The organism is Bradyrhizobium sp. (assembly GCF_004799445.1).
GTDB lineage: Bacteria > Pseudomonadota > Alphaproteobacteria > Rhizobiales > Xanthobacteraceae > Bradyrhizobium.
Genome location: NZ_SSNA01000099.1, coordinates 40,820 through 64,047, shown reverse-complemented (window position 1 = coordinate 64,047; position 23,228 = coordinate 40,820). Strand labels below are relative to the sequence as shown.

Sequence of the window (23,228 nt, the reverse complement as noted above, 5' to 3'; positions counted from 1 at the left end):
CTGAGGATTGCTAGCCCGGCGCGTTGCGGGTCAGTTCAAACAGCCGGCTCGGGCTGAGCGGAATCTCCAGCAATTCGACGCCACGGCGCTCCAGATCGAGCGCGTCCTCGATCGCCTGCGCGAACAGCGGTCCGACCGGAATCGCCCCCGCTTCGCCCGCTCCCTTGATGCCCATCGGGTTGAGCGGCGACTTCGTCACGGTGTGGCCAAGTTCCACCCGCGGCACTTCGAGTGCGGTCGGCAGCAGGTAATCCGCCAGCGAAGCGTTCAGGAGCTGGCCCTGGTCGTCGAACACCAGTTTTTCGTAAAACGCGTTGCCGATTCCCTGCGCCACGCCGCCATGGATCTGGCCCGCGAGGATCATCGGGTTGATCACGGTGCCGCAATCATGCACCACGACATATTTCAGGATCTTTAGATCGAAGGTCCGCGGGTCCATTTCCACGATCATGGCGTGGACGCCATTCGCCGTCGCGCCCATCGGCGGTCCGAAATACTGCGTCGATTCCAGTCCCGGTTCGGTGCCCGGCTGGACCGCCCCGCGCATCGGGTTGGCGCGGCCTGCGAGATCGCCAAGGCGAACGAATTTTTCGGGAATTCCGACGATCGAAACCTTGCCGTCCTCGAGCACGAGGTCTTCCTCGGCGCATTCGAACAGGTCGCTTGCAAGCTTCAGCGCCTTTTTCCGCACCACCTTTGAGGCTTCGTTGACGGCATTGCCGGCGACCACCGCGCCGCGGCTGGCAAAGGTGCCGGCGCCCCAATAGAACTGATCGGTATCGCCGGTGACGACGTCGACATCGGTGACCGCGACGCCCAACTGATCGGCGGCGATCTGGGCAAAGACGGTGAAGTGGCCTTGTCCCTGGGTGCCGATCCCGGTGGCGATGCTGACTTTGCCGTTCGATTGCACCTGAACCTTGGCCCCTTCATAGGGTCCGATGCCGGTGCCTTCGACGTAACAGGCCACGCCGATGCCAAGATGGCGGCCTTGCCGGCGCGCCGCGGCCTGCTCCTCCCTGAAAGCGTTGTACCCGATCGCCTTCAGCGCCATGTCGAGCACCGGCTCGTAATTGCCGCTGTCATATTCGAGCGGCTGGAAGTCCTGAAAGATGATTTCATTCTTGTAAGGGAACGCATCGGCCGGGATCAGATTCCGCCGCCGGATCTCGGCACGATCGATGTTCAATTCATGCGCGGCGAAGTCGAGCAAGCGCTCCATGACGAATACGCCGTGCTGGCGTCCGGCGCCGCGATAGGGCGTCACCAGCGTCAGATTGGTGAAAACCTGCGTGAAGGTGCTGTCGTAGTTCGGCACGACATAGGGGCCGAGCAGGGTGCACTGGCTGTTGATCGGCACCGTCAGGCCGTAGGGATCGTAGGCCCCGCCATCGTGCAGGAACACGTCCTTGATGCCGAGGATCCGGCCATCGCGCGTCAGCGCCATTTCGGCATCATGGATCTGTCCGCGCTCATGGGTGGTGGCGAAGAAGTGCTCGAGCCGGTCCTCGATCCATTTGATCGGCCGGTTCAGCTTCATCGACACCCAGGGCAGCAGCACCTCCTCGGGATAGAACATCATGATCTTCGGCCCGAAGCCGCCGCCGACGAAGGGCGCGATCACGCGAACCTGCCGTTCGCTCAGTCCCAGCATGCCGGCAAGGCCGTTGCGGATGAACACCGGCGCCTGGGTGGTGTCCCATATCGTCATCTGGTTGGCGCGCTTATCCCACTGTGCGACGACGCCGCGGGTTTCGATCGGCGATGAAATGCCGTGCTCATAGCGGAACTGGCGCTTGATGATGTGATCGGCCTTTGCCGCCGCGGTGGCATAATTGCCCTTGGTTTGGCGGACATGGGCTGACACGTTGGAATCCAAATCCTCGTGCACCAGCGCCGATCCGGCTTTCAGCCCTTGTTCGATATCGACCACGGCCGGCAGCTGCTCGAGCTCGATGTCGATATCGTCGAGCGCGTCCTCGGCGATATAGCGGCTTTCCGCGATCACGATGACTAGGGGCTCGCCGACATGGCGGACCTTGTTCTTGGCGAGCGGGACCTGGGTGCGCTGGTTGAAGACGATACCGGCTATCGGGGGAGGGGGCACCAGCAGGGGGCCGGGCTTCCAGTAGTCGCCGAGGTCGTCGGCGACGTAGGCGGCGACCACGCCGGGCCGCCGCAGCGCCCGCGAGACATCGATCTTGCGAATTCGCGCATGCGCGACCTGGCTGCGCAGAAACGCCGCGTGCAACATCCCCGGCAGCTCGACGTCGTCGATGAACAGCGCCTGGCCGGTGAGAAGCCGGCGGTCCTCGTTGCGCTTGATTGGCTCTCCGAACGTGCGGGTGGACATGAGGTTAGCCCCGCATCCGCTTCGCCGCCGCCATCACGGCATCGACGATGTTCTGATAGCCGGTGCAGCGGCACAGGTTTCCCGAGAGTGCCTCCCGGACCTCCTCTTCGCTGGGTGAGCGGTTTTCCTCGAGAAATGCCGTCATGGTCATGAGAATGCCGGGCGTACAGTAGCCGCATTGCAGGCCGTGATGATCGTGCATCGCCTGCTGCAGCGGGTGATATTCCCCATCCCCGCCCGCAACGCCCTCAACGGTCGAGATTTCGTGTTTCTCGGCTTGCACGGCGAACATCAGGCATGAGCGCACCGGCTGGCCGTCGAGCAGGACGGTGCAAGCGCCGCACACGCCGTGCTCGCAGCCGACATGGGTACCGGCGAGGCCCAGATCGTGGCGAAGGAAGTCGCTCAGCAGCATGCGCGATTCGACGCGGCGCTGGTATCGCACGCCATTCACAGAGATCGTAATTTCGTGGTCGTCAATGTCCATGGCGCGCCCGCTGATAAGCCGTCTGCAGGGCCCGCTCGGTGAGCACGCCGGCAATATGGCGCTGATAATCGGCGGTGGCATGAACGCTGCCGCTCGGGTCTATCATTGCCTGTGCGGCCGCCGCGACGTCGCGAATCGCTTGTTCGGTCGGCGCGTGTCCCCTGAGAATTTCGGCGACCGAACTAGCGTCGGCAGGGGTTTCACCCACCCCGCAAAAGACCAGCCTGACATGGATACATTCATCACGTTCGCCCAACGTCATCGTCGCCGCGACGCCGGCAATGGCAAAGTCGCCGCGACGGCGCGCAATCTCCATGAAGCACGAGCCGGTGCGCGGTTTCGGCGCCGGCAACTCGACCTCCACCAGCATTTCATCGGACTGAAGGTCGGTGGTAAGCCCGCCCACGAAAAAATTCGATGCATCACACCAGCGTTGTTGTTTTGTCGACTGAACGTGGAATCTGGCACCGAGCGCGACGGCGACCGCCGGGAGTTCCGACGCCGGATCGGCATGCGACAAATTTCCCCCGATCGTGCCGCGGTTGCGGATTTGCGGATGCGCGATATGCGGCAGCGCTTCGGCGATCAAGGGAAACATGCCGGCGAAGCCTGCATCACGTTCAAGGGTGCGATAGCGGGTCAGCGCACCAACCCGCGCGCCGCCGCCATCGCATGGCCGGGTCGCTCCGAGGCCGTCGATCCGGTTGAGGTCGATGAGGATGGCCGGCCGGGCCAGGCGAAAATTCATCGTCGGGATCAGGCTTTGTCCGCCGGCCAGAAATTTCGCGTCATCGCCGTATTCCGCCTTCAGCGAGAGCGCGTGCTCGAGCGAGGTCGCGGAAATATATCTGAAAGAAGCAGGCTTCATGGCGCTCGCATGCAAGCCATCAGAACGCGATCCTGCGCTGTTGGCGGTCCGCCATCAAAGTATGAGGCGCGTCCCTGCACAAGTCAAAAACCGATCGGTTTTTTCCTATCTGAAAATCCGATAGGGGCATGTTCGGCCCCGATGGTTGTTCTTGCCCATTAATATCTCCGCATGCGCAAACATTGAGCGCGCCATTTGCAGCGGTGTTTGCCAGTATTTGCCGATGACGCTGCAACAGCAGAAAGCATTGAAGCTGGACGATCGGGACGTTACGCTATGGCGAGACGTGCGGGAATCGTATGTTGCTCCGATCGAGCCAGTAGCCATGAACAGCGCAGCGGATGCCAGGGCCGAATTGATTTCTTCGCAGCAGCGCCTGGCGGTGGACGTTCGCAATGTCTCGCTGACGTTTGAAACTGCCGATGGCAAGGTCGATGCGCTGTCGAATGTCAGTCTGCAGATCGCGGACGGCGAATTTGTCTCGTTCATCGGTCCTTCCGGTTGCGGCAAAACAACAATGCTGCGCGTGATCGCCGATCTGCAGCAACCGACATCCGGCACGCTTCTTGTCAACGGCGTGAGCGCGGAGCAGGCGCGGCTGGAGCGCAGATACGGCTACGTGTTTCAGGCGCCCGCGCTGTTTCCGTGGCGCACGATCGAGAAGAACCTGAAGCTGCCACTGGAGATCATGGGTTTTTCCGATAGCGAGCAGCGGCAGCGCGCTGCGCGGTATCTGGCGCTGGTCAACCTCACCGGCTTCGAGCGCAAGTTTCCCTGGCAGTTGTCGGGCGGGATGCAGCAGCGGGTGTCGATCGCCCGCGCGCTGTCGTTCGACCCGGAGCTGCTGTTGATGGACGAGCCGTTCGGCGCACTCGACGAGATTGTCCGCGACCATCTCAATGAGCAGTTGCTGCAATTGTGGGACAAGACCGGAAAGACGGTCCTGTTTGTAACCCACTCGATTCCGGAAGCGGTGTTCCTGTCCACCAAGATCGTGGTGATGTCGCCGCGACCCGGACGCATCATCGATATCATCGACTGCAATTTTCCGCGTGTCCGCACCCTGGAAATTCGTGAGACGCCGGAATTCCTGAAGATCGCGCAGCGGGTGCGCGTTGGCCTTCGGGCGGGGCATTCCTATGACGAGTAGCTCCCTCTCTCTCCCCGTTTCCCGCGCCGGGACGTTGCGGCGCCATCGGCTGGCAGAGCGCTACGCGCCGATCGTAACGATCGTTCTGGCGCTGATCGCGATCTGGTACATCGGGGCCGTCCTGATGAACCTGGCGCTGGTCCGCGACGGGTTTGAGCGGGAGGAGACGCCCTATACGGTGTCGGACTTGATCGAGGGCACCATGAGCGCGGAGCGGCCGTTGCTACCGGCGCCGCACCAGGTGATTACCGCCTTCGTCGATTCGGTTTTCGGTTATGCACCGACCGCGCCGCGCAGCCTGATCTATCATTCCACGGTGACCCTGTCGGCGACGCTGCTCGGCTTCGTGCTGGGCGCGCTATTGGGCATCGCCCTGGCGCTGATGATCGTGCACAGCCGCGTGCTGGAAAAAAGCCTGCTGCCGTGGATCATCTGCTCGCAGATGGTTCCGATCCTGGCGCTGGCGCCGATCTTCGTCGTGGCGCTAGGCGCGATGGGACTGCAGGGTCTGCTGCCGAAGTCGATCATTTCCGCCTATCTGAGTTTCTTCCCGATCACGATCGGGATGGTGAAGGGTTTCACCGCGCCCGATCCGATGCAGCTTGATTTGATGCGGACATGGTCGGCAACACCACGACAAGTGCTGTCGAAACTGCGCTGGCCATCGGCCGTGCCCTATCTATTCGCCAGTCTGAAGGTCGCGGTTACGATTTCATTGATCGGTGCCATCGTCGCAGAGCTGCCGACGGGTGCCGAAGCCGGGATTGGCGCGCGGCTGCTGGCCGGCTCCTACTACGGCCAGACCATCCAGATATGGTCGGCGCTGCTGGCGGCGGCTATCCTCGCCTCTGGTTTGATCGCTCTGGTGGATCTGACCGAACGCGGCGTCGCGCGACAAATGGGGACACGGTCGTGAACCCAAGCAGGCGCCGGTTGGGCTTTATCCTTGCCGCGGCAGGCATGTTCGCGGCCATGGTCTTGCCGCTCTCAAGCGAGGTCGCGGCGGCCTTGCCGGCGCGGCCGGTGCTGTTGGCGTTCACCCTCGCCGCGGGGCTGCTGTTGGCCATTGCCGCCGGGATCCGCGGATACCGGTCGGTGGTGCCTGGTTTTGCTGGCGTTCTCTGCGGAGCTACGACAACGCTGGCGTTGCTGCGCGATCCCGGCGTTGCCGGCTCCGCCGCGGTGGGCTTCTGGGCGATGGTGCTCGCGGTCTGGCTCGGCGCCGCGCTATGCGTGGTTCAGCTGGCTTCGATGCGCCCGCGCCACAAGGCATCGCGCCGTGTTCTCAGTCTTGCGATTCCGCTGCTGTTTGGCGCGGTGGTCTTCTATCTCTGGGAAGTAATGGTGCGCGGCTTCGGTGTCTCCCCGGTCATCCTGCCGGCGCCGAGCGCGGCGGCGGCGAGGTTCGCCGTGTCCTTGCCGACGCTCGGGCAGGATTTTGTGCAGACCTTTATTCGTGGCGTGCTGATTGGCTACGCCATCGGTTGCGGCGCCGGTCTGCTGGTCGCGATTGTCGCGCAGCGTTTTGCCTTTCTCGGGCGCGGTCTGCTTCCGCTCGGCAATTTCTTCTCGGCATTGCCGCTGGTAGGTGTCGCGCCCATCATGGTGATGTGGTTCGGCTTTGACTGGCCATCGAAGGCCGCCGTCGTCGCGCTCGTGACATTCTTCCCGATGTTGGTGAATACGCTGGCCGGATTGTCCGCGGCCGGGCATATGGAGCGCGATCTGATGCGGTCCTACGGAGCCGACCATCGGCAGACGCTGAAAAAGCTTTATTTGCCAGCGGCACTGCCTTTCATCTTCAACGCCTTGAAGATCAATGCCACGCTGGCATTGATCGGCGCGATCGTGGCCGAATTCTTCGGAACGCCGACGCAGGGCATCGGCTTTCGCATCTCGACGGAGGCGGGGCGAATGGCGATCGACATGGTGTGGGCGGAAATCGCCCTCGCGGCGATCGCGGGAATGGCCTTTTACGGACTTGTCGCGCTCGCCGAGCGCGCGACCACTTTTTGGCATCCATCCTATCGAACCTGACTCGGCGGGTTCTTAAAGCTTCGGAGTATTATCGCATGAAAAAAGTATGGGCACTCGCGACAGGCATGACGATGGGCTTGTCGTTGGCGACCGCGCAAGCGGCGGACACGGTCACCATCCAGCTGAAATGGGTCGCGCAGGCCCAGTTCGCGGGTTACTTCGTGGCCAAGGAAAAGGGCTTCTACAAGGATGCCGGGCTCGACGTCACGATCAAGCCGGGTGGTCCGGACGTCGCGCCGCCACAGGTGATCGCCGGCGGCGGCGCCGACGTGGTGGTTGACTGGATGCCCTCGGCATTGGCATCGCGCGAAAAGGGCGTGCCGCTGGTCAACATCTCGCAGACCTTCAAGAAGTCCGGACTCGAGCTGACCTGCCGCGCCGAAACCGGCATCAAGAAGCCCACCGATTTCAAGGGCAAGACCATCGGTGTCTGGTACGGCGGCAATGAATATCCCTTCTTGTCCTGGATGTCGAAGCTGGGCATCAAGACCGACGGTTCTGCCGGCGGCATCAAGATCATCAAGCAGGGCTTCAATGTCGATCCGCTGCTGCAGAAGCAGGCCGATTGCGTTTCGACGATGACCTACAACGAGTATTGGCAGGTGATCGACGGCGGCTACAAGCCGAGCCAGCTGGTGGTCTTCAAATATGAGGACGAGGGCGTCGCGACCCTGGAAGACGGCCTCTATGTGCTGGAAAAGAACCTCAAGGACCCGGCGTTCGTGGCCAAGATGGCGAAGTTCGTCAAGGCCTCGATGAAGGGCTGGGACTACGCCAAGAACCATGTTGACGAGGCGGTGAAGATCATCCTGGCTGGCGACTCCACCGGTGCAAAAACCGCAAAGGACCAGACGCGGATGATGACGGAAGTCGGCAAGCTGCTTGGCGCCACCGACGGCAAGCTGGACGTCAAGGATTACGACCGAACGGTTGCGACCTTGATGTCAGGCGGATCGGATCCCGTCATCACCAAGAAGCCGGAAGGCGCCTACAGCTTCGCAGTCTATGACGCCATGAAGTAATCAAAACCGAAGTATTGATACCAGGCGGGCGGCCGGCCAAGTCCGGCCGCCCACAGGTCGGCAAGAATCGCTGGCGACAGTTGCGTGGACCTCGTGGAGATCGCCTATCGGGAACGCACTGCCGCAGCGTCGGCGGTGAGTTAGACCGAGCATGCATCCCGATAATCGAAGCAGAACCTATTTTGTCGTCGTAAGCCGGCGTGGGAGCGGCGCAAATCCCTTTGGCTGGGAGATCCAGCGCCGAAAACAGGCCATGGGCGTGAAGGTTTCGGGCGCCGGCTATCGCTCGCACCGGGCGGCCCCGGGAGGCTGGGAACAGCGCGCTGGACAAACTCCTGAACGATCTTTCCAGAGAGGCCGAGACAAACGGCTGACCCGGCGATCGCCGCGTTTGCCGGCGATGGCTAGTTTGCCGGCCGCGCGGGTGTCGGGCCATCCTGCGGTTGCAGCAAAGACAACTCCCCGGTCGGGGTCCATCCGCCGCCCAGTGCCTGAAACAGGCTGCTGGCCGCGAGCAACTTGGTCAGCCGCACCTGCGCCAGCGTGTTCTCGGCGATGAGAAGCGTTTGCTGGGTCTGCAGCACCGTAATGAGATTGACCGTGCCGGCGCGCAACTGGGTTTCGGATACCTCAAAAGCCTTGCGGGAATTGGCCACGGCTTCGATCTGGAGGCGCTCCTGCAAGGTGGATTGCGAGAGCGCAACGAGCGCCTTTTCGACGTCAGCGAAGGCCGACAGCACCGCCTTGCGATAGGCCTGCAGATTTTGCAGTTGCACGCCTTTCGCCTGCTTCAGTTGGCTCTCCAGCAGGAAGCCATCGAACAGCGGCTGGGTCAGCCCCGCGGACAATGTATAGAACCATGCGCCCGGTCCAAACAGGGATGCGAGCGCCGCGCTCTGGACGCCGGTTTGGGCCGTCAACTGTATCTGGGGGAAGAACGCGGCGCGCGCCGCTTCGACGCTGAAATTGGAAGACGCAAGCAGCGCTTCGGCCTGACGGATGTCTGGCCTTTGGTTGAGCAGCTCTGAGGGCATCCCCGGCGTGACGCGGGGAATCGCAATCTGCGTCATCGTTCCGCCCTTCACCATGAAATTCGCCGGTGCTCGTGCGACCAGCAGGGCAAGGGCCGCGATGTTCTGCCTCAAGATGATCTCAAGAGGGGGAATGGCGGCGCGCTCGGTCGACACCAGTGCTTCCTGTTGCGACAGGTCGAGCTGCGATGCGGTGCCGCCGGCAAACTGCTGCTTGATCAGTGCAAGAATCCGCTCGGCCGCAGCGAGGTTCCGGCGCGCGACGCGCAGCTCATCCTGTGCGGCGAGAATCTGGAAATAGGTGTTGGCGACGGTCGCGATCGTTGTGAGCGTCACGACTTCGCGATTGTACCGGGCCGAGGTTGCATTCTCCTCGGCAGCATAGAGCGTAGCGCGGTTCTTGCCCCAGAAATCGATCATGTAACTTGCGGTAAGCCCAAGGCTGTACTGCGAGAACGTCGTCGAAAAGCCACTGCCGCCACCAAAATTGGAGGACACGCTGCGGATCTGCTCAGCCGTTGACGTTCCGGTGGCCGACGGCAGCAGGGGGGCCCCCGCGACGCCCACCTGGGCGTCGGCCTGCACGATCTGGGCAATCGCCACCGCGACGTCGAGATTGTAGATTTGCGCCGCGTCCATCAGCGCGGTCAGCTCGCTGGAGCGGAAGCCGCGCCACCAATCCAGTGCCGGAACATGGGCGTCGGGCGCACCGCGGCCTGCTTCGCGATACCCTGCGGGCACCTCGAGGTTGAGGTCGGGCCGTTCGGTCCCAAGGATGCAGCCGGACAGCGCCGGAGCGAGCAAAAGCGCGAAGACAGCCATGCACGCCCGGTGGCCAAGCCGCGCCGGGGCGACCGAATTCGGCGCCACCTTGCGCGTGGGTTCCCGAAATGCGAATTCACGCAAGCTACGTTCGAGAACCTTACCGATCATGGGTGTGACTACTGCCATCTACTCGCCCGGTTGCAGCGTGGCATCAGGCGCCAGCGGTGTTGTACCGCCGCCCCGGAGACGTCGGCTCCATGACCGGAACCGGTCCATATACAGGTAGATGACCGGCGTTGAATAGAGCGTCAGCACCTGGCTCAGAATGAGTCCACCGACAATTGCGATACCCAGCGGCTGTCGAAGCTCGCCGCCATCGCCGATGCCGATGGCAAGGGGCAGGGCGCCGAGCATGGCCGCCATGGTCGTCATCATGATCGGCCGGAAGCGGAGCATGCAAGCTTCGTGGATGGCATCAAGCGGGCTGAGCCCACGTCTGCGCTCCGCGTCGAGCGCAAAATCGATCATCATGATGGCGTTCTTTTTTACGATTCCGATCAGCAGAATGACCCCAATCAGCGCCATAATACTGAATTCGGTGTTGAACGCCATCAAGGCGAGAAGCGCGCCCACCCCGGCGGACGGCAATGTGGACAAGATCGTCAGGGGATGGACGTAGCTTTCGTACAGCACGCCGAGCACGATGTAGATCGTGACCAGAGCCGCCAGGATGAGATAGGGCTGATTGCTGAGCGAATCCTGAAACGCCTTCGCGGTACCCTGGAACGTCCCGCGAACTGTTGCGGGAACGCCGATCCGGTTCATGGCGGCCTCGACCGAGGCGACGGCCGTGCTGAGCGATCCGCCTGGCGGCAAGTTGAACGAAATGGTGTTGGCGACCAGCAGGCCTTGATGATTGACAGCGAGCGGGGTCGCCCCCCGCGTGAAATGCGCGACAGCCGACAGCGGTATCATGGTTTCCTGGTTTGTGCTGACCGCCGAGCCGGTGGAGGCCACTCCCTTGCCGGTGGCGCCAATCGAATTGGTCGCGAGATTTCGGGCGGCCTGGGCGTTGGCGGAGGTGGCCGAGGCTGACTTTGCCGACGTCGCGACGGTTCCCGCCACCGCATTGGTTGCCTGCGACCCGCCGACCGCGGCGCCGGATGTGCTGACGTAAACGTCCTTCAGCGTTTCCGGATTTTGCCAGTATTGCGGCGCGACCTCCATGATCACATGATATTGGTTGCGGGCTACATAGATGGTCGATACCTGGCGCTGGCCGAACGCGTCATAGAGCGTGTTGTCGATCTGGCTGACGGTGATCCCCAATTGAGCGGCAGCGTCCCGGTCAATGACTAGATCGGACTCGAGCCCCTTGTTTTGCTGGTCGCTGTTGACGTCCGTGAGGTTCGGATCGCCCTGCAGCGCGGCCGCGATCTTCGGCGACCATTCGTTGAGTTCCTCAAAGGTGGGGCCCTGCAACGTGAATTGATACTGCGCATTGCTGGCCCGGCCACCGACGCGGATATCCTGCACGGCCTGCAGAAACAGGGTTGCGCCCGGAACAACCGCCATTTCACGCCGCAACCGCCCGATGACTCCGTCCGCGGAGATCTGGCGTTCGCCGAGCGGCTTCAGCGAAACGAACATGAAACCGGAATTGGTTTGACCCCCGCCGGTGAACCCGACGACGGTTTCGACCGCGGGATCGTTCTTGATGATGGTGACGAATTGCGTCAGCTTTTGCTGCATCAGCTGGAACGAGATGCTCTGGTCCGCCTGGATCGAGCCGACCAGACGCCCGGTGTCCTGCTGCGGGAAGAAGCCCTTGGGGATGACGCCATAGAGATAGAAATTGAGACCCAGCACCGTGGCGAGAATCAGCATCATCGAGCCGGGATGCTGGAGCGCGATGGTCAGGGTCCGCCGGTAGGCGTTCAGCATTGCCTCGAAGAAGCGTTCGCTGGCGCGATAAAGCCGTCCATGCCTCTCGCCGCTATCGCTGCGGAGCAGCACGGCGCACATCATCGGCGTGGTCGCCAGCGAAATCGCGAGCGAAATCATGATCGATATCGAGATCACCATCGCAAATTCGCGGAACAGGCGACCGACGATGCCGCCCATCAGCAGGATCGGAATGAAGACGGCGATCAGCGAGATGCTCATCGAAAGCACGGTGAAGCCGACCTCGTTGGCCCCCTTCAGCGATGCTTCCAGCGGGGTCATGCCGTTCTCGATATAGCGGGTGATGTTCTCGAGAACGACGATGGCATCGTCGACGACGAATCCGGTCGCAACCGTGAGCGCCATGAGCGACAGATTGTCGAGACTGTAGCCCATCAAATACATCACGGCGAATGTCGCGATCAGCGATACCGAAACGGCCACAACCGGCACCAGCGTCGCGCGCAGGTTTCGCAGGAACGCGAAAACCACGACGATCACCAGCAGCACGGCCAGTATCAGGGTCCGTTCGACGTCGCGCAACGAGGTGCGAATGGTCGTCGAACGGTCGACTGCCACAGTGACGTCGATGGCGGGTGAAATCGACGCCCTGAGCTGAGGCATCAGCGCCTTTACCAGATCAACGGTGCTGATGATGTTCGCGCCCGGCTGTCTGTAGAGGATGATCAGCACGGCCGGCTTTCCGTTCGACAGCCCGGCGTTTCGCAGGTTCTCGACCGAATCGGTTACATCGCCGACATCCGAGAGATGGACCGGCGCGCCATTTCGATAGGCGAGGATCAGGGATTTGTAGTCGTCGGCCTTGTTGGCCTGGTCGTTGGCATAGATCTGGTAACGCTGACCTGCGACGTCGATTCCGCCCTTCGGGCTGTGCGCATTGGCGCTGGCGAGCGCGGCCCGCACGTCCTCCAGACCAATGCCGTATTTGTAAAGCGCCTGCGGAATGAGTTCGGCTCTCACCGCGGGCAGCGAGCTGCCGCCGACCACGACTTCGCCGATCCCCTCGACCTGCGACAGCTTCTGCGCCAGGACGGTCGATGCCGCGTCATAGAGATCGCCGCGGGTCTTGGTGTCGGAAGTCAGGGTCAGGACCATGATCGGCGCGTCGGCGGGATTGACCTTGCGGTAGGTCGGATTGGTTCGCAGGCTGGTCGGAAGGTCGGCGCGCGCCGCGTTGATGGCGGCCTGCACGTCGCGCGCCGCGCCGTTGATGTCGCGGTTGAGGCCGAACTGCAGGGTGATGCGGGCGGCTCCCACCGTGCTCGACGAGGTCATCTCGGTGACGTCGGCGATCTGCCCGAGGTGACGCTCAAGCGGGCTGGCGACGGTGGTCGCGACATCCTGGGGGCTCGCGCCCGGCAGGGTCGCCTGTACCGAAATGGTCGGAAAATCGACCTGCGGCAGCGGCGAGACCGGCAGCTTGAAGAACGCCACGGCGCCCGCCGCCGCTAGACCGAAGGTCAGCAACGTCGTTGCGATCGGCCGGCGGATGAAGGGCGTTGACGGGCCCATGGCTCAGGTCAATTCGTTCGCGGGGCCGGCTTCGCCCGACGGTCCTGCAAACCGCGTCGCCAGCCGATCGAACCAGAGATAGATCACCGGCGTCGTAAACAGGGTCAGCAATTGGCTGACCAGAAGGCCGCCGACGATGGAAATCCCGAGGGGGTGCCGCAATTCGGAACCCGCACCCGTTCCGAGCATCAGCGGCAATGCGCCCAGCACGGCCGCCATTGTCGTCATCAGGATCGGCCGGAACCGCAGCAGGCAGGCCTGGTAGATCGCCTCCCGCGGCGGTTTGCCCTCCTGGCGCTCGGCGTCGAGCGCGAAGTCGATCATCATGATCGCGTTTTTCTTCACGATGCCGATCAGAAGGATAATTCCGATGATGGCGACGATGGTGAGCTCGTCGCCGGCGGCCATCAGCGCCAGCAGCGCGCCGATTCCGGCGGATGGCAGCGTCGAAAGGATGGTGAGGGGATGGATGAAGCTCTCATAGAGAACGCCGAGCACGATATAGACGGTGACGATCGCCGCCAGGATCAGGAAAAGCTGATTTGACAGGGAGGACTGGAACGCCAGCGCGGCGCCCTGAAAGCTGCTGATCACGCTGAGCGGCAGGCCGATCTCGGCCTGCGCCTGCTTGATAGCCGTCACCGCCTCGCCGAGGGAAGCGCCCGGCGCCAGGTTGAAGGAAACTGTGGATGCGGGAAACTGCCCGAGATGCGAGACCTGCAGCGGCGCGGTTTCCTCGCGAAACTTGGCCATGACGGCCAGCGGCACCAGCGTGCTGCCGACGGAGGAAGGAAGATAAATATCCGACAGCGATTGCAGGGATTTTTGCAGGCTCGGATCGGCCTCGAGGATGACGCGGTACTGGTTCGAATTGGTGAAGATGGTGGAGACGATGCGCTGGCCATAGGAGTCGTAGAGCGCATTGTCGATTGTCGCCGGCGTAATCCCGAAACGCGCGGCCTGATCGCGATCGATTTCAACGTAGATCGATAGCCCCTGATTGGAGATATCGCTGGCGACGTCTCCAAGCTGCGGAAGCTGCCTCAGTTTGTCGACCAGTTTGGGGGTCCATTCGGCAAGCTGGACCGGATCTGCGTCCTGGAGGATGAACTGGTATTGCGTCTTGCTGACGGTGCCCTCGATCGTCAGATCCTGAACCGGCTGCATGTAGAGCGTGACGCCTGTCAGCGCTGCGGTGCTGTTCTGAATGCGCCGCATGACGGTCGCTATGTCGGACTTGCGGGCGTCACGTGGTTTGAGATTGATCAGGATCCGGCCGCTGTTGAGGGTGGTATTTGTTCCGTCCACGCCGATAAAGGAAGAAAGACTTTCGACATCGGGATCCTTGAGGATGGTGCTGGCGAGTTGCTGCTGGCGTTCCGCCATCGCCGCGTAGGAGACGGATTGCGGCGCCTCGGAGATCGCCTGGATGACGCCGGTATCCTGAAGCGGAAAGAAGCCCTTCGGAATGACCACGTAGAGCAGAGCGGTCAGGACGAACGTGCCGAGCGCGATCATCAGTACGAAGGTCTGACGGTCGAGCACCCAGTTGAGCATGCGGCCGTAAATCTCGATGATCCGGTCGAACCCTTCGCGGCTGTAACGCTGAAAGGCGTTTTCGTGCGCCTCCGTCTCGGGCTTGAGCAGCTTGGCGCAGGCCATCGGCACCAGCGTCAGTGAGACCACCGCCGAGATCAGAATGGTGACCGAAAGCGTAATGGCGAATTCCCTGAACAGCCGGCCGACCACATCTCCCATGAAGAGGAGGGGGATCAGCACCGCAATCAGCGACACCGTCAGCGAGATGATGGTGAAGCCGATCTGTTCGGAGCCGCGAAGTGCTGCCTGCAACGGGGTGTCGCCCTCTTCGAGGTAGCGCGAGATGTTCTCGATCACGACGATGGCGTCATCGACCACGAAGCCGGTGGCGATGGTCAGGGCCATCAGCGAGAGATTGTTGAGGCTGAAGCCGAACAGATACATGGCGCCGAGCGTGCCGACCAGCGACAGCGGAACCGAGAGGCTCGGGATCAAGGTGGCCCGCGCATTGCGCAGGAACACGAAGATCACCAGCACCACCAGGATCACCGCGAGCGTCAGCTCAAACTCCACATCCTGCACCGAAGCGCGGATGGTGATGGTTCGGTCGGTCAGAATGTTGACGTCGATCGCGGCCGGCAGCGAGGCCTGCAGTTGCGGCAGCAGCGCCTTGATGCCCTCGACCACCGAGATGACGTTGGCGCCGGGCTGCCGCTGGATATTCAGGATGATCGCCGGCGTTTCGTTCATCCAGGCGCCGAGCTTGTCGTTCTGCGCGCCATCGACGACCTCGCCGACGTCGCTGAGCCGTACCGGCGAGCCATTCTTGTAGGCGACGATCAATGTCTTGTAGTCGTTGGCGTTCCTGATCTGGTCATTGGCGTTGATGGTGTAGGCGCGCATCGAGCCATCGAAGTTTCCCTTTGGCGTATTGATGTTGGCGTTGCCAAGGGTGGTGCGCAGATCGTCGATATTGAGTCCGTAGGCGGCCAGTTTGCGGATATCGGCGCGAACGCGTACCGCCGGTCTTTGGCCGCCGCTGAGGCTGACGAGCCCGACGCCGGGAAGCTGGGAGATCTTCTGTGCCAGACGGGTGTCAACGAAATCCTCGACCTGCGTCAGCGGCATCGTTTTCGAGGTCAGTCCCAGGGTCAGGATCGGCGCATCGGCCGGGTTCACCTTGGCATAAATCGGCGGCGCCGGCAGGTCGGCGGGAAGCAGATTGCCTGCGGCATTGATCGCGGCCTGCACCTCCTGTTCCGCCACGTCGAGGGAAATCGTCAGCCCGAACTGCAGGGTAATGACGGACGCTCCCGCCGAACTCACCGAGCTCATCTGGTTGAGATTCGGCATTTGCCCGAACTGCACCTCCAGCGGAGCGGTGATGGACGATGTCATCACGTCCGGACTGGCGCCGGGATAGAAAGTCTGGACCTGGATGGTCGGGTAGTCCACCTCCGGCAGTGCGGCGACCGGCAGGAACCTGAACGCCAGCATGCCGGACAGCATGATGGCGATCATCAGCAAGGTAGTTGCCACCGGCCGTAAAATGAACGGCTGCGACGGGCTCATCGTTTCTGTCCGCTTTCGGAACGCCGCTTCTTGGCGCCCGACTTATCCGCGTCTGAAGGCTGACTTGGGACAGTCTCCGAGCGCACGTTGATCTTGGCGCCGTCACGCAGTTTGTCGGCGCCATCGATCACGATGCGCTCGCCCGGCGTCAAGCCGGAGCGAACCTCGACACGATCGCCATCGGTCACACCGAGCTGGATCGGGCGCACCGATACCGTGCTGTCGGCATTGACGAGGTAGACGAACGTGCCCGGCACGCCGCGCTGGATACCTGCCGTCGAGATCGTCGTAACGTCCTTGTGGGTGTCCAGCAGCAGCCGGATGTTGACGAACTGATTTGGGTAGAGTGTTTCGGTTTCGTTCGAAAACTGCGCCCTTAGCTTGATCGTTCCGGTGGTCTGATCGATCTGGCTGTCGAAGGTCTGGAGCGTGCCGTCGGCGATCTTGGTGGCGCCGCTGCGATCATAGGCGGCTGCGGGCAGTGCGGCGCCAGCCTGGATGCGCTTCGAAATGGCCTGGAGGTTATCCTCGGGCACCGTGAACAGGACGCTGATCGGCTTCAACTGCGTGATGACAACCAGGCCGCTGGCGTCACCGGGCGTCACATAGTTGCCCTGGTCGACCTGGCGTAGCCCGACGCGGCCGTCCAGCGGCGATACGATTCGGCAATATTGCAGATTCACCTCGGCGGACTTCACCGCTGCGCGGTCGGCTTCGACCGTTCCCTGGTCCTGCGCGACCAGGGCGATTTGGGTGTCCAGCGTCTGATGCGGCACGGCGTTCTGCGCCGCCAATCCCTGGTAGCGGGTCAGATCGACCTGTGCGCCTTTCAGCATCGCCTCGTCGCGCGCGAGTTGCCCCTTGGCTTGCGCCAGGGTCGCTTCATAGGGCCGGGAATCGATTTCGGCGAGCAGATCGCCTTTCTTGACTTCATCGCCTTCCTTGAAGACGACTTTCATCAAATAGCCGCTGATCTGGGTCCTGATGGTGACAGTCGCGAGCGAGCTCACGGTGCCGAGGGCATTGAGGTTGATCCCGATATCGCCCTTGCCGACAACCTCGGGCACGATTGACATCGGCGCGGCATTCCGGCCGCCGCCGGCCTGCTGTGGCGCACTGCCTTGCCTGCTCCACCAGACGATGCCGGCGAGAATCAGCAGAGCCAGGATGGAGGACAGAACCAGCCGTCGGCGGGATCGGGGCTTGGCAATCTGTGAAGGCCCAATGGAGGGCGCTTCCTTGAGAGATTTTATCGGTTGGTTCATGAACCTGCCATCGGATGGGTGTTTTGTGCGGTCGCAGCGATTTCCCGCAATGTGTCGTCAGCGCTGGCACCGAGGTTCTCGGCGAACCGCATTTGAACGCCTCCGCCTGAAGTTGTCGCATTAACAATCGGAAAGGATTGCACTTTTCGGTTCAGACCAAGGCTGCCAGCCAATCCGCAAACCTCCCGGAGCGCTTCATCGCCGGGGGCGATCAAAAGGCGTATTTGAGCCAACATCGCGTATTTTGAACCTATCCAACGTCCGCCACAAGGCCGCGCCGGAGCGCAGATTCGGGGTCTTGGGGCCGAGGTATTGGCTCCAGTGAGGGTGGGAACGGTTCGGAGGGCTTGGGCGGGATGTGGACCCATGGACTCCCGTCGGGCGGGCCGAACGACAAGAGTCGGGCGAGACCGGGTCAAATTCTCGCCGCACCGGCAGGAACGGCGTCGGCGGCCACCAGGATGGAGTTCGGCAATGGTCGAAGCCGGGAATGGCCGAACGTCAGGCCGCTACGTCCCATAATCGCGACGAGCCCCTGATCAGGACCTTGCGTCCCTTCGGCGTAATGACCGGCATGTTGTCGCTCACCGCCGCGAGGCCGAGTGCGACGAGATCATTGAGCACGAATCGATTCAGCGCAGAAAGTCGCGATGTCGGCGCACGAAGCCCCTTAAGCGTTTCCCATTGGTCCGGCGTGAGGTTGAAGTCGATTTCGTCGTTCATGCTGCCTCAAAGAGGTTGGCTTATCGCGGATTTCTTACAAAGCCGGCGTGAACGCGGTGCGACCACAATGCGTCGAGATTTCGGTCACCGCACAACTATTCTTGAATCGCCAGGCGCAAAAAATAATCAGTAACGCGGCTGTCACATCAACGTGTCAATGGACGGTATCGATCACCCCGAATCAGACGGCACGATATTTGATGTCGCTGGCCGAACGGATGAACGTCCTGAAAGTCACGGTGCTGCCAAAGCCGCCCGGCAGCGGCGCCAGGCTGAAGGGCCTGGGTATCGTCCTCAGCATTGCCATCGCCGCGGCCGCCATTTATGCGCTGACGCACACGCTCAGGAACGTCGACTACAACGACGTGTTCGAGGTTATCCGGCACACCAATGCCGGCCTCATCGCGCTGGCCGCGATGCTGGTGGTCACTTCATACGGTAGCTTGACGCTCTATGACCTGTTGGCGCTTCGCACGATCGGCCGCAGCGACGTTCCGTATCGGATCGCGGCTCTGGCGAGTTTCACCAGCTATCCGATCGCGCACGGCGTAGGTGCGGTTTCGCTGGTTTCACCCATCATCCGTTATCGAATCTATTCGCACCATGGCCTTGGCGCGTTCGATGTGGCGAACATCTGCTTTCTGACCGGGCTCACCTTCTGGCTGGGCAATCTAACGACCCTCGGATTCGGCCTGCTTTGTGCCCCCGACGCCATCAGCGTGATCGACTTCCTGCCGCCGCAGGTCAATCGATGCCTGGCAGCCGCGCTGCTTCTCGGGGTGGTCGGTTTCCTCGCCTGGTGCTGGTTTTCTCCCAGGACACTCGGGACAAGACGCTGGCCGGTGCGGCTTCCCTCCGGACCGATAGTGCTGCTGCAGATCGTGATCGGGATTTTCGATCTCGGCGCGGCGGCGCTTGCCATGTATGTGCTGATTCCGGCCGGACCGAATATCGGGATTCTCCCGATCATGGCCGTCTTCATTGCCGCCACTTTATTGGGCTTCGCGAGCCACGCGCCGGCGGGAATCGGTGTATTCGATGCAACAATTCTGATCGGGCTTGGCGGCGACGACAAGGAGCCGTTGATTGCGGCGCTTCTCATGTTCCGGCTGTTGTATCATTTCCTCCCTTTTGTGATCGCGCTCGGTCTGTTCGGCGGCGTGGAAGGGTGGCGAAGTTTGCGCGCGAGGCGAAATTTGTAGATTTTTATTTTGACGCGTTTTCTTTGCGCGAACCGGTATCCACTTCGCTCGAAAACGCTATAAAGTCGCTGCGGCGTCTCATACCGGCGAATTGAGCTTGAGCCCCACCATCCCGGCGACGATCAGCGTCAGGCAGATGATTCGAACGGGATCGGTGGGCTCGCTGAAGATCACCATTCCGACAATGATGCTGCCGGCGGCACCGATCCCCGTCCATATCGCATACGCCGTTCCAAACGGCAGTGACCGCAATGCAAGCGCCATCAGGGCGAAGCTGAGCAGGATCGCGACCACGGTTGCGGCGGTGGGCCAGAACCGGGTGAGACCGTCGGAATATTTCAAACCAAATGCCCAGGCGATCTCAAGAAATCCGGCTGCAATTAATGCGAGCCACGGGCTCACGGTGTCCCCGGCTCCGCCGGAAATGTCAGCACGCCGTACTGGGCATAATCACGGAACGGGCGTTCGAACCTCAGTTGGGCGCCGGAGCGATCGGCCATTGCCGACAACACCTGCTCGAGATCGTCGCGCGGCGTAACGTCGAACATCGCAAGCCATCGCCGCAGCAGCAGGCGGGCAATTCCCGGCCATTGCCGTTGACGGCCGAAATCGACGACGTGCAGACGGCCGCCAGGCTTGAGATGAACAGCGGCCGCGCCGAGCACGCGGCGCCAGTCGGGGATCATCGAAAGGCTATAGGAAATCATCACGTGGCCGAACTGGGGGATGCCTAACGAGCGCTGCGGATCAAACGCCGATCCATCGCCATGCGCGACGCGAACGCGGCGGTTGAGGCCGGCACGCGAGATGGCTGCGATGGCGGTAGTCAGCATTTCGGTCGAGACATCAATGCCGAAAAATCGTGCATCGGGGTAAATCCGGGCCGCCAACACCAGGTTTCTGCCGGTTCCACAGCCGATTTCCAGCACGCTCGCGCCGGCCTCCGGCCGCAGGCGCGATATCATCTGGTCACGGCCGAGCAGGTAGTAGCGCCGCGTTCCGTCGTAGATGTGCCGCTGCCGGCGGTACATCCGGTTCATGCGGCGCGTTGCTTCGACCGGCCACGAGGAATCTGCGCCGATATCCTGGAAATACGCAGGCATCCATGCACCTCATCTCGCTTGTGATCGCTCACTCCATGCGATGTTCGCGCGACAGGGGTGTGACAATGGATAGGCAACACAGGGGCCCGCAAAAATACCGGCAGGCGGCTCAATCCCCACCGATGTTGACATCCGCCTTCTGTCGCAAAACTGCAGCGAGCCCGCGATACGTTTGTCAGATTGTTGATTCGGGGGATGGATGAACACGCAGCTCATCGCGGATGCAGTCCGCAACAGCAGAGGCGAGGCTGAAGCAACGGTCTGGGACAGGCTTTTCGCGTTCTGGTTTCGCCGCCTGGTCTATACCCAGATCTGGGAGGACCCGGTCGCCGATCTGGCGGCGTTGCGATTGCCGCTGGGATCGACCATCGTCACCATCTCGTCCGGCGGGTGCAACGCGCTGTCGTATCTCACCGCGCAACCGGCTCAGGTCTACGCGGTCGACCTCAATGAAGCGCACCTTTCGCTGCTCAAGCTCAAGCTTGCCGGTATTCGTGCCTGCTCCAGCTATGCCGAATTCTGGCAGTTTTTCGGCGAGGCTGCCTCGCTTTCCAACACCGGACTCTATCGGGAGCGGCTGCGGCCGATGCTTGACGGGGAGGCGCGCGCTTACTGGGACAAGCGCAACGTCATTGGACGTCCGCGGTATGCCTATTTTACAGACGGGTTCTATCGCCATGGCATGCTCGGCCGCTTCATCGGCCTTGCCCATTTGCTGGCGAAATTCGCCGGGATCGATCTTGCGGCGCTGTTGAACGGCAAGCCGGACGCGCCCGAGCGCATTGAGGCGCTGAACCGTCTGGATCGCCTGTTTCACGGGTCACTGGCCCGGCTGATCACGGGCACCCCGGCCTTGCTGTTCAGCCTCGGCATTCCGCCGCAGCAGCGGGCTCTGCTGGGCGGCGGCGCGCCGCTCAACGAGGTGCTGCACCAACGGCTGCTGCGCCTGATCAACGGTCACCCCAACGAGACGAATTATTTTGCCTGGCAGGCGCTGCATCGCGGCTACCCCGGTCCCGGCGATCGCTGCCTGCCGCCTTATTTGCAGGCTTGCCAGTTTGAGCGCATGCGCAACGGTGCCGGATTGATCATTCCGGTCCACGCCAATTTACGGCTGTTCCTGGAAAGCCTCCCGGCGCGGGAGGTCGATGCCGTCATTCTGCTGGACTCGCAGGATTGGATGGCGCCGGAGGAGATCCGCTCGCTGTGGAACGCGATCGATCGCACCGGCAGCGACAACGTTCGCGTGATCTTTCGCACCGCCGGCGTCGAATCTCCGCTGGAGAACGCAGAGCTCGCGTCATTGCGGCAGATCTGGCGTCGTGACGAGGAGCGAAGCGCGGTCGGCTTTGCGCAGGATCGATCGGGAATTTATGGCGGCTTCCACTGCTACGGAAGGCGTTGACCGCGCCTCTTGCGGGCACGGTGGCCGCCCGCCCTTTATTTCGCGCCGGCTCCAAGCCATGCTGCGATCAGCGCCCGCTCTTCACCGGTCATCTCGGTTACATTGCCCGGCGGCATCGCGCTCGACCACGCCGCGTTACGCCCGATCAGGCGGGCGTTGCGGCGGATATGATCGGATTGGTCGAGCAGGATTCCTCTTGGTGCGGTGACGATCGATTGCCAAACCGGCTCCGCGCCGTGGCACATACTGCAGCGTGACTGAACGATCTCTTCAACGTTGGCGAAGGTCGGTGCGATCGACAGCGAGCCGGTCTTGATGTCCCGCGGACCGGCCGCGGAAAGCAACGCGATGGCGATCATGCCGGCACCGGCGACCCCCCACACCCACCACGGCGATTTTCGGTCCGCATGCCGCTCATTGAAGAAATGCCGGATGATCGGACCGAGCGCCAGCACGATCGCAACGATCAGCCAGTTGTAGCGTGTGGCGAACAGCAGCGGATAGTGATTGCTGATCATCAGCACGATCACCGGCAAGGTCAGGTAATTGTTGTGAACCGATCGCTGCTTGCCTTGCATGCCGAGGTTCGGGTCGGGCGTCTGACCGGCAAGCAGGGCCGCGACGACCTTCTTCTGGTTTGGAATGATCACCACGAATACGTTGGCGACCATGATGGTCCCGACGATCGCTCCGATCTGATTGAACGCGCCGCGGCCGCTCAGGACGTGGGTGAATGCATAGGTGAGGACGACAAGGAACACGTAACCGCCCAGCGCAAAGGGCAGTTCGTGCCGCGCCAACCCCGATCTGCACGCGCCCTCATAGAGCAGCCATGCCAGGACCAGGCTGCCCAGGCTAAACATTCCAGCCTGCAGGGGAGTGAGGTTCAGGATCGATTTGTCGACCAGGAATAATTCCGCGTCGAGATAGTAGACGACGACCATCAGAGCGAAGCCGGACAACCACGTGGTATAGGCTTCCCATTTGAACCAGGTCAGCTCGTCGGGCATTTTGGACGGCGCGACCAGAAACTTCACGATCCGATAAAAGCCGCCGCCATGGACCTGCCAGGCATCGCCGTAAGCCCCCTCGGGCAGATCGCTGCGCTTTTTCAGGCTAAGGTCGAGGTGAATGAAATAGAATGAACTGCCGATCCAGCCGACGGCCGCCACCACGTGCAGCCAACGCAAGATCAGGCTTGCCCATTCCGTCAGTATCGATTCCCACAT

17 protein-coding genes are annotated in these 23,228 nt (G+C 62.0%); 6 read left to right on the top strand and 11 right to left on the bottom strand.

Going from position 1 to position 23,228, the window contains the following annotated elements; translation table 11 throughout:
* Positions 1–10 precede the first annotated feature (10 nt).
* Genes E8A46_RS13280 through E8A46_RS13270 form a run of 3 tightly spaced genes read right to left on the bottom strand, consistent with a single transcriptional unit; the run spans position 11 to position 3,708 of the window.
* The gene (locus E8A46_RS13280) at positions 11–2,353 is read right to left on the bottom strand and encodes a xanthine dehydrogenase family protein molybdopterin-binding subunit (RefSeq protein ID WP_291561276.1); all 2,343 of its coding nucleotides are present in this window, start codon (positions 2,351–2,353) and stop codon (positions 11–13) included.
* Positions 2,354–2,357: 4 nt separating this feature from the next.
* Positions 2,358–2,840: a (2Fe-2S)-binding protein gene (locus E8A46_RS13275; protein ID WP_291561273.1), complete on the bottom strand. Its 483-nt coding sequence runs from the start codon at positions 2,838–2,840 to the stop codon at positions 2,358–2,360.
* A complete protein-coding gene (locus E8A46_RS13270; protein ID WP_291561271.1) occupies positions 2,830–3,708 on the bottom strand; it encodes a xanthine dehydrogenase family protein subunit M in 879 nt (292 codons plus the stop codon). The genes E8A46_RS13275 and E8A46_RS13270 overlap by 11 nt, the downstream gene beginning before the upstream one ends.
* 325 nt (positions 3,709–4,033) lie before the next feature.
* On the opposite strand from E8A46_RS13270, the gene E8A46_RS13265 reads away from it, so the two are divergent.
* The 4 genes from E8A46_RS13265 to E8A46_RS13250 are packed head-to-tail and all read left to right on the top strand — an operon-like array spanning position 4,034 to position 7,917.
* Positions 4,034–4,858, top strand: a complete 825-nt coding sequence (locus E8A46_RS13265; RefSeq protein WP_291561269.1) for an ABC transporter ATP-binding protein — start codon at positions 4,034–4,036, stop codon at positions 4,856–4,858.
* Positions 4,848–5,774: an ABC transporter permease gene (locus tag E8A46_RS13260; protein ID WP_291561267.1), complete on the top strand. Its 927-nt coding sequence runs from the start codon at positions 4,848–4,850 to the stop codon at positions 5,772–5,774. The genes E8A46_RS13265 and E8A46_RS13260 overlap by 11 nt, the downstream gene beginning before the upstream one ends.
* Complete coding sequence (locus E8A46_RS13255) at positions 5,771–6,895, top strand: ABC transporter permease (protein WP_291561265.1); 1,125 nt, start codon at positions 5,771–5,773, stop codon at positions 6,893–6,895. Before E8A46_RS13260 ends, E8A46_RS13255 begins: the two co-directional genes overlap by 4 nt.
* A gap of 35 nt (positions 6,896–6,930) precedes the next feature.
* A complete protein-coding gene (locus E8A46_RS13250) occupies positions 6,931–7,917 on the top strand; it encodes an ABC transporter substrate-binding protein (RefSeq protein ID WP_291561263.1) in 987 nt (328 codons plus the stop codon).
* A gap of 404 nt (positions 7,918–8,321) precedes the next feature.
* On the opposite strand, the gene E8A46_RS13245 is transcribed toward E8A46_RS13250, so the two are convergent.
* The 5 genes from E8A46_RS13245 to E8A46_RS13225 form a co-directional block, all read right to left on the bottom strand.
* Complete coding sequence (locus E8A46_RS13245) at positions 8,322–9,899, bottom strand: efflux transporter outer membrane subunit (RefSeq protein WP_291561261.1); 1,578 nt, start codon at positions 9,897–9,899, stop codon at positions 8,322–8,324.
* A complete protein-coding gene (locus E8A46_RS13240; protein WP_291561258.1) occupies positions 9,900–13,190 on the bottom strand; it encodes an efflux RND transporter permease subunit in 3,291 nt (1,096 codons plus the stop codon).
* Positions 13,191–13,193: 3 nt separating this feature from the next.
* On the bottom strand, positions 13,194–16,301 hold the full coding sequence (locus E8A46_RS13235) for an MdtB/MuxB family multidrug efflux RND transporter permease subunit (protein ID WP_291561257.1): 3,108 nt from the start codon (positions 16,299–16,301) through the stop codon (positions 13,194–13,196).
* The gene (locus E8A46_RS13230; protein WP_291561255.1) at positions 16,298–17,566 is read right to left on the bottom strand and encodes an efflux RND transporter periplasmic adaptor subunit; all 1,269 of its coding nucleotides are present in this window, start codon (positions 17,564–17,566) and stop codon (positions 16,298–16,300) included. The genes E8A46_RS13235 and E8A46_RS13230 overlap by 4 nt, the downstream gene beginning before the upstream one ends.
* Positions 17,567–18,067: 501 nt before the next feature.
* Positions 18,068–18,289: a hypothetical protein gene (locus E8A46_RS13225; protein ID WP_291561253.1), complete on the bottom strand. Its 222-nt coding sequence runs from the start codon at positions 18,287–18,289 to the stop codon at positions 18,068–18,070.
* Positions 18,290–18,489: 200 nt separating this feature from the next.
* Here E8A46_RS13225 and E8A46_RS13220 point away from each other — a divergent pair, with 200 nt between their 5' ends.
* Complete coding sequence (locus tag E8A46_RS13220) at positions 18,490–19,491, top strand: YbhN family protein (protein WP_291561251.1); 1,002 nt, start codon at positions 18,490–18,492, stop codon at positions 19,489–19,491.
* A 78-nt stretch (positions 19,492–19,569) separates the two neighbouring features.
* Here the strand turns inward: E8A46_RS13220 and E8A46_RS13215 are convergent, their stop codons facing one another.
* Positions 19,570–19,893 carry a multidrug efflux SMR transporter gene (locus tag E8A46_RS13215; RefSeq protein WP_291561250.1) on the bottom strand — a complete coding sequence of 108 codons (324 nt, stop codon included), beginning with the start codon at positions 19,891–19,893 and terminating at the stop codon, positions 19,570–19,572.
* Complete coding sequence (locus E8A46_RS13210) at positions 19,890–20,594, bottom strand: class I SAM-dependent methyltransferase (protein ID WP_291561248.1); 705 nt, start codon at positions 20,592–20,594, stop codon at positions 19,890–19,892. Before E8A46_RS13210 ends, E8A46_RS13215 begins: the two co-directional genes overlap by 4 nt.
* Positions 20,595–20,793: 199 nt before the next feature.
* Between E8A46_RS13210 and E8A46_RS13205 the strand changes: the two genes are divergently transcribed.
* The gene (locus E8A46_RS13205) at positions 20,794–21,999 is read left to right on the top strand and encodes a BtaA family protein (RefSeq protein WP_291561246.1); all 1,206 of its coding nucleotides are present in this window, start codon (positions 20,794–20,796) and stop codon (positions 21,997–21,999) included.
* A gap of 35 nt (positions 22,000–22,034) precedes the next feature.
* On the opposite strand, the gene E8A46_RS13200 is transcribed toward E8A46_RS13205, so the two are convergent.
* Positions 22,035–23,228 carry a urate hydroxylase PuuD gene (locus E8A46_RS13200; protein WP_291561372.1) on the bottom strand — a complete coding sequence of 398 codons (1,194 nt, stop codon included), beginning with the start codon at positions 23,226–23,228 and terminating at the stop codon, positions 22,035–22,037.

Coding starts and splice junctions, on each gene's coding strand:
- E8A46_RS13280 (WP_291561276.1), bottom strand. CDS start 2,353: ATGTCCACCCGCACGTTCGGAGAGCCAATCAAGCGCAACGAGGACCGC.
- E8A46_RS13275 (WP_291561273.1), bottom strand. CDS start 2,840: ATGGACATTGACGACCACGAAATTACGATCTCTGTGAATGGCGTGCGA.
- E8A46_RS13270 (WP_291561271.1), bottom strand. CDS start 3,708: ATGAAGCCTGCTTCTTTCAGATATATTTCCGCGACCTCGCTCGAGCAC.
- E8A46_RS13265 (WP_291561269.1), top strand. CDS start 4,034: ATGAACAGCGCAGCGGATGCCAGGGCCGAATTGATTTCTTCGCAGCAG.
- E8A46_RS13260 (WP_291561267.1), top strand. CDS start 4,848: ATGACGAGTAGCTCCCTCTCTCTCCCCGTTTCCCGCGCCGGGACGTTG.
- E8A46_RS13250 (WP_291561263.1), top strand. CDS start 6,931: ATGAAAAAAGTATGGGCACTCGCGACAGGCATGACGATGGGCTTGTCG.
- E8A46_RS13245 (WP_291561261.1), bottom strand. CDS start 9,899: ATGGCAGTAGTCACACCCATGATCGGTAAGGTTCTCGAACGTAGCTTG.
- E8A46_RS13240 (WP_291561258.1), bottom strand. CDS start 13,190: ATGGGCCCGTCAACGCCCTTCATCCGCCGGCCGATCGCAACGACGTTG.
- E8A46_RS13235 (WP_291561257.1), bottom strand. CDS start 16,301: ATGAGCCCGTCGCAGCCGTTCATTTTACGGCCGGTGGCAACTACCTTG.
- E8A46_RS13230 (WP_291561255.1), bottom strand. CDS start 17,566: ATGAACCAACCGATAAAATCTCTCAAGGAAGCGCCCTCCATTGGGCCT.
- E8A46_RS13225 (WP_291561253.1), bottom strand. CDS start 18,289: ATGAACGACGAAATCGACTTCAACCTCACGCCGGACCAATGGGAAACG.
- E8A46_RS13220 (WP_291561251.1), top strand. CDS start 18,490: ATGTCGCTGGCCGAACGGATGAACGTCCTGAAAGTCACGGTGCTGCCA.
- E8A46_RS13210 (WP_291561248.1), bottom strand. CDS start 20,594: ATGCCTGCGTATTTCCAGGATATCGGCGCAGATTCCTCGTGGCCGGTC.
- E8A46_RS13205 (WP_291561246.1), top strand. CDS start 20,794: ATGAACACGCAGCTCATCGCGGATGCAGTCCGCAACAGCAGAGGCGAG.
- E8A46_RS13200 (WP_291561372.1), bottom strand. CDS start 23,228: ATGTGGGAATCGATACTGACGGAATGGGCAAGCCTGATCTTGCGTTGG.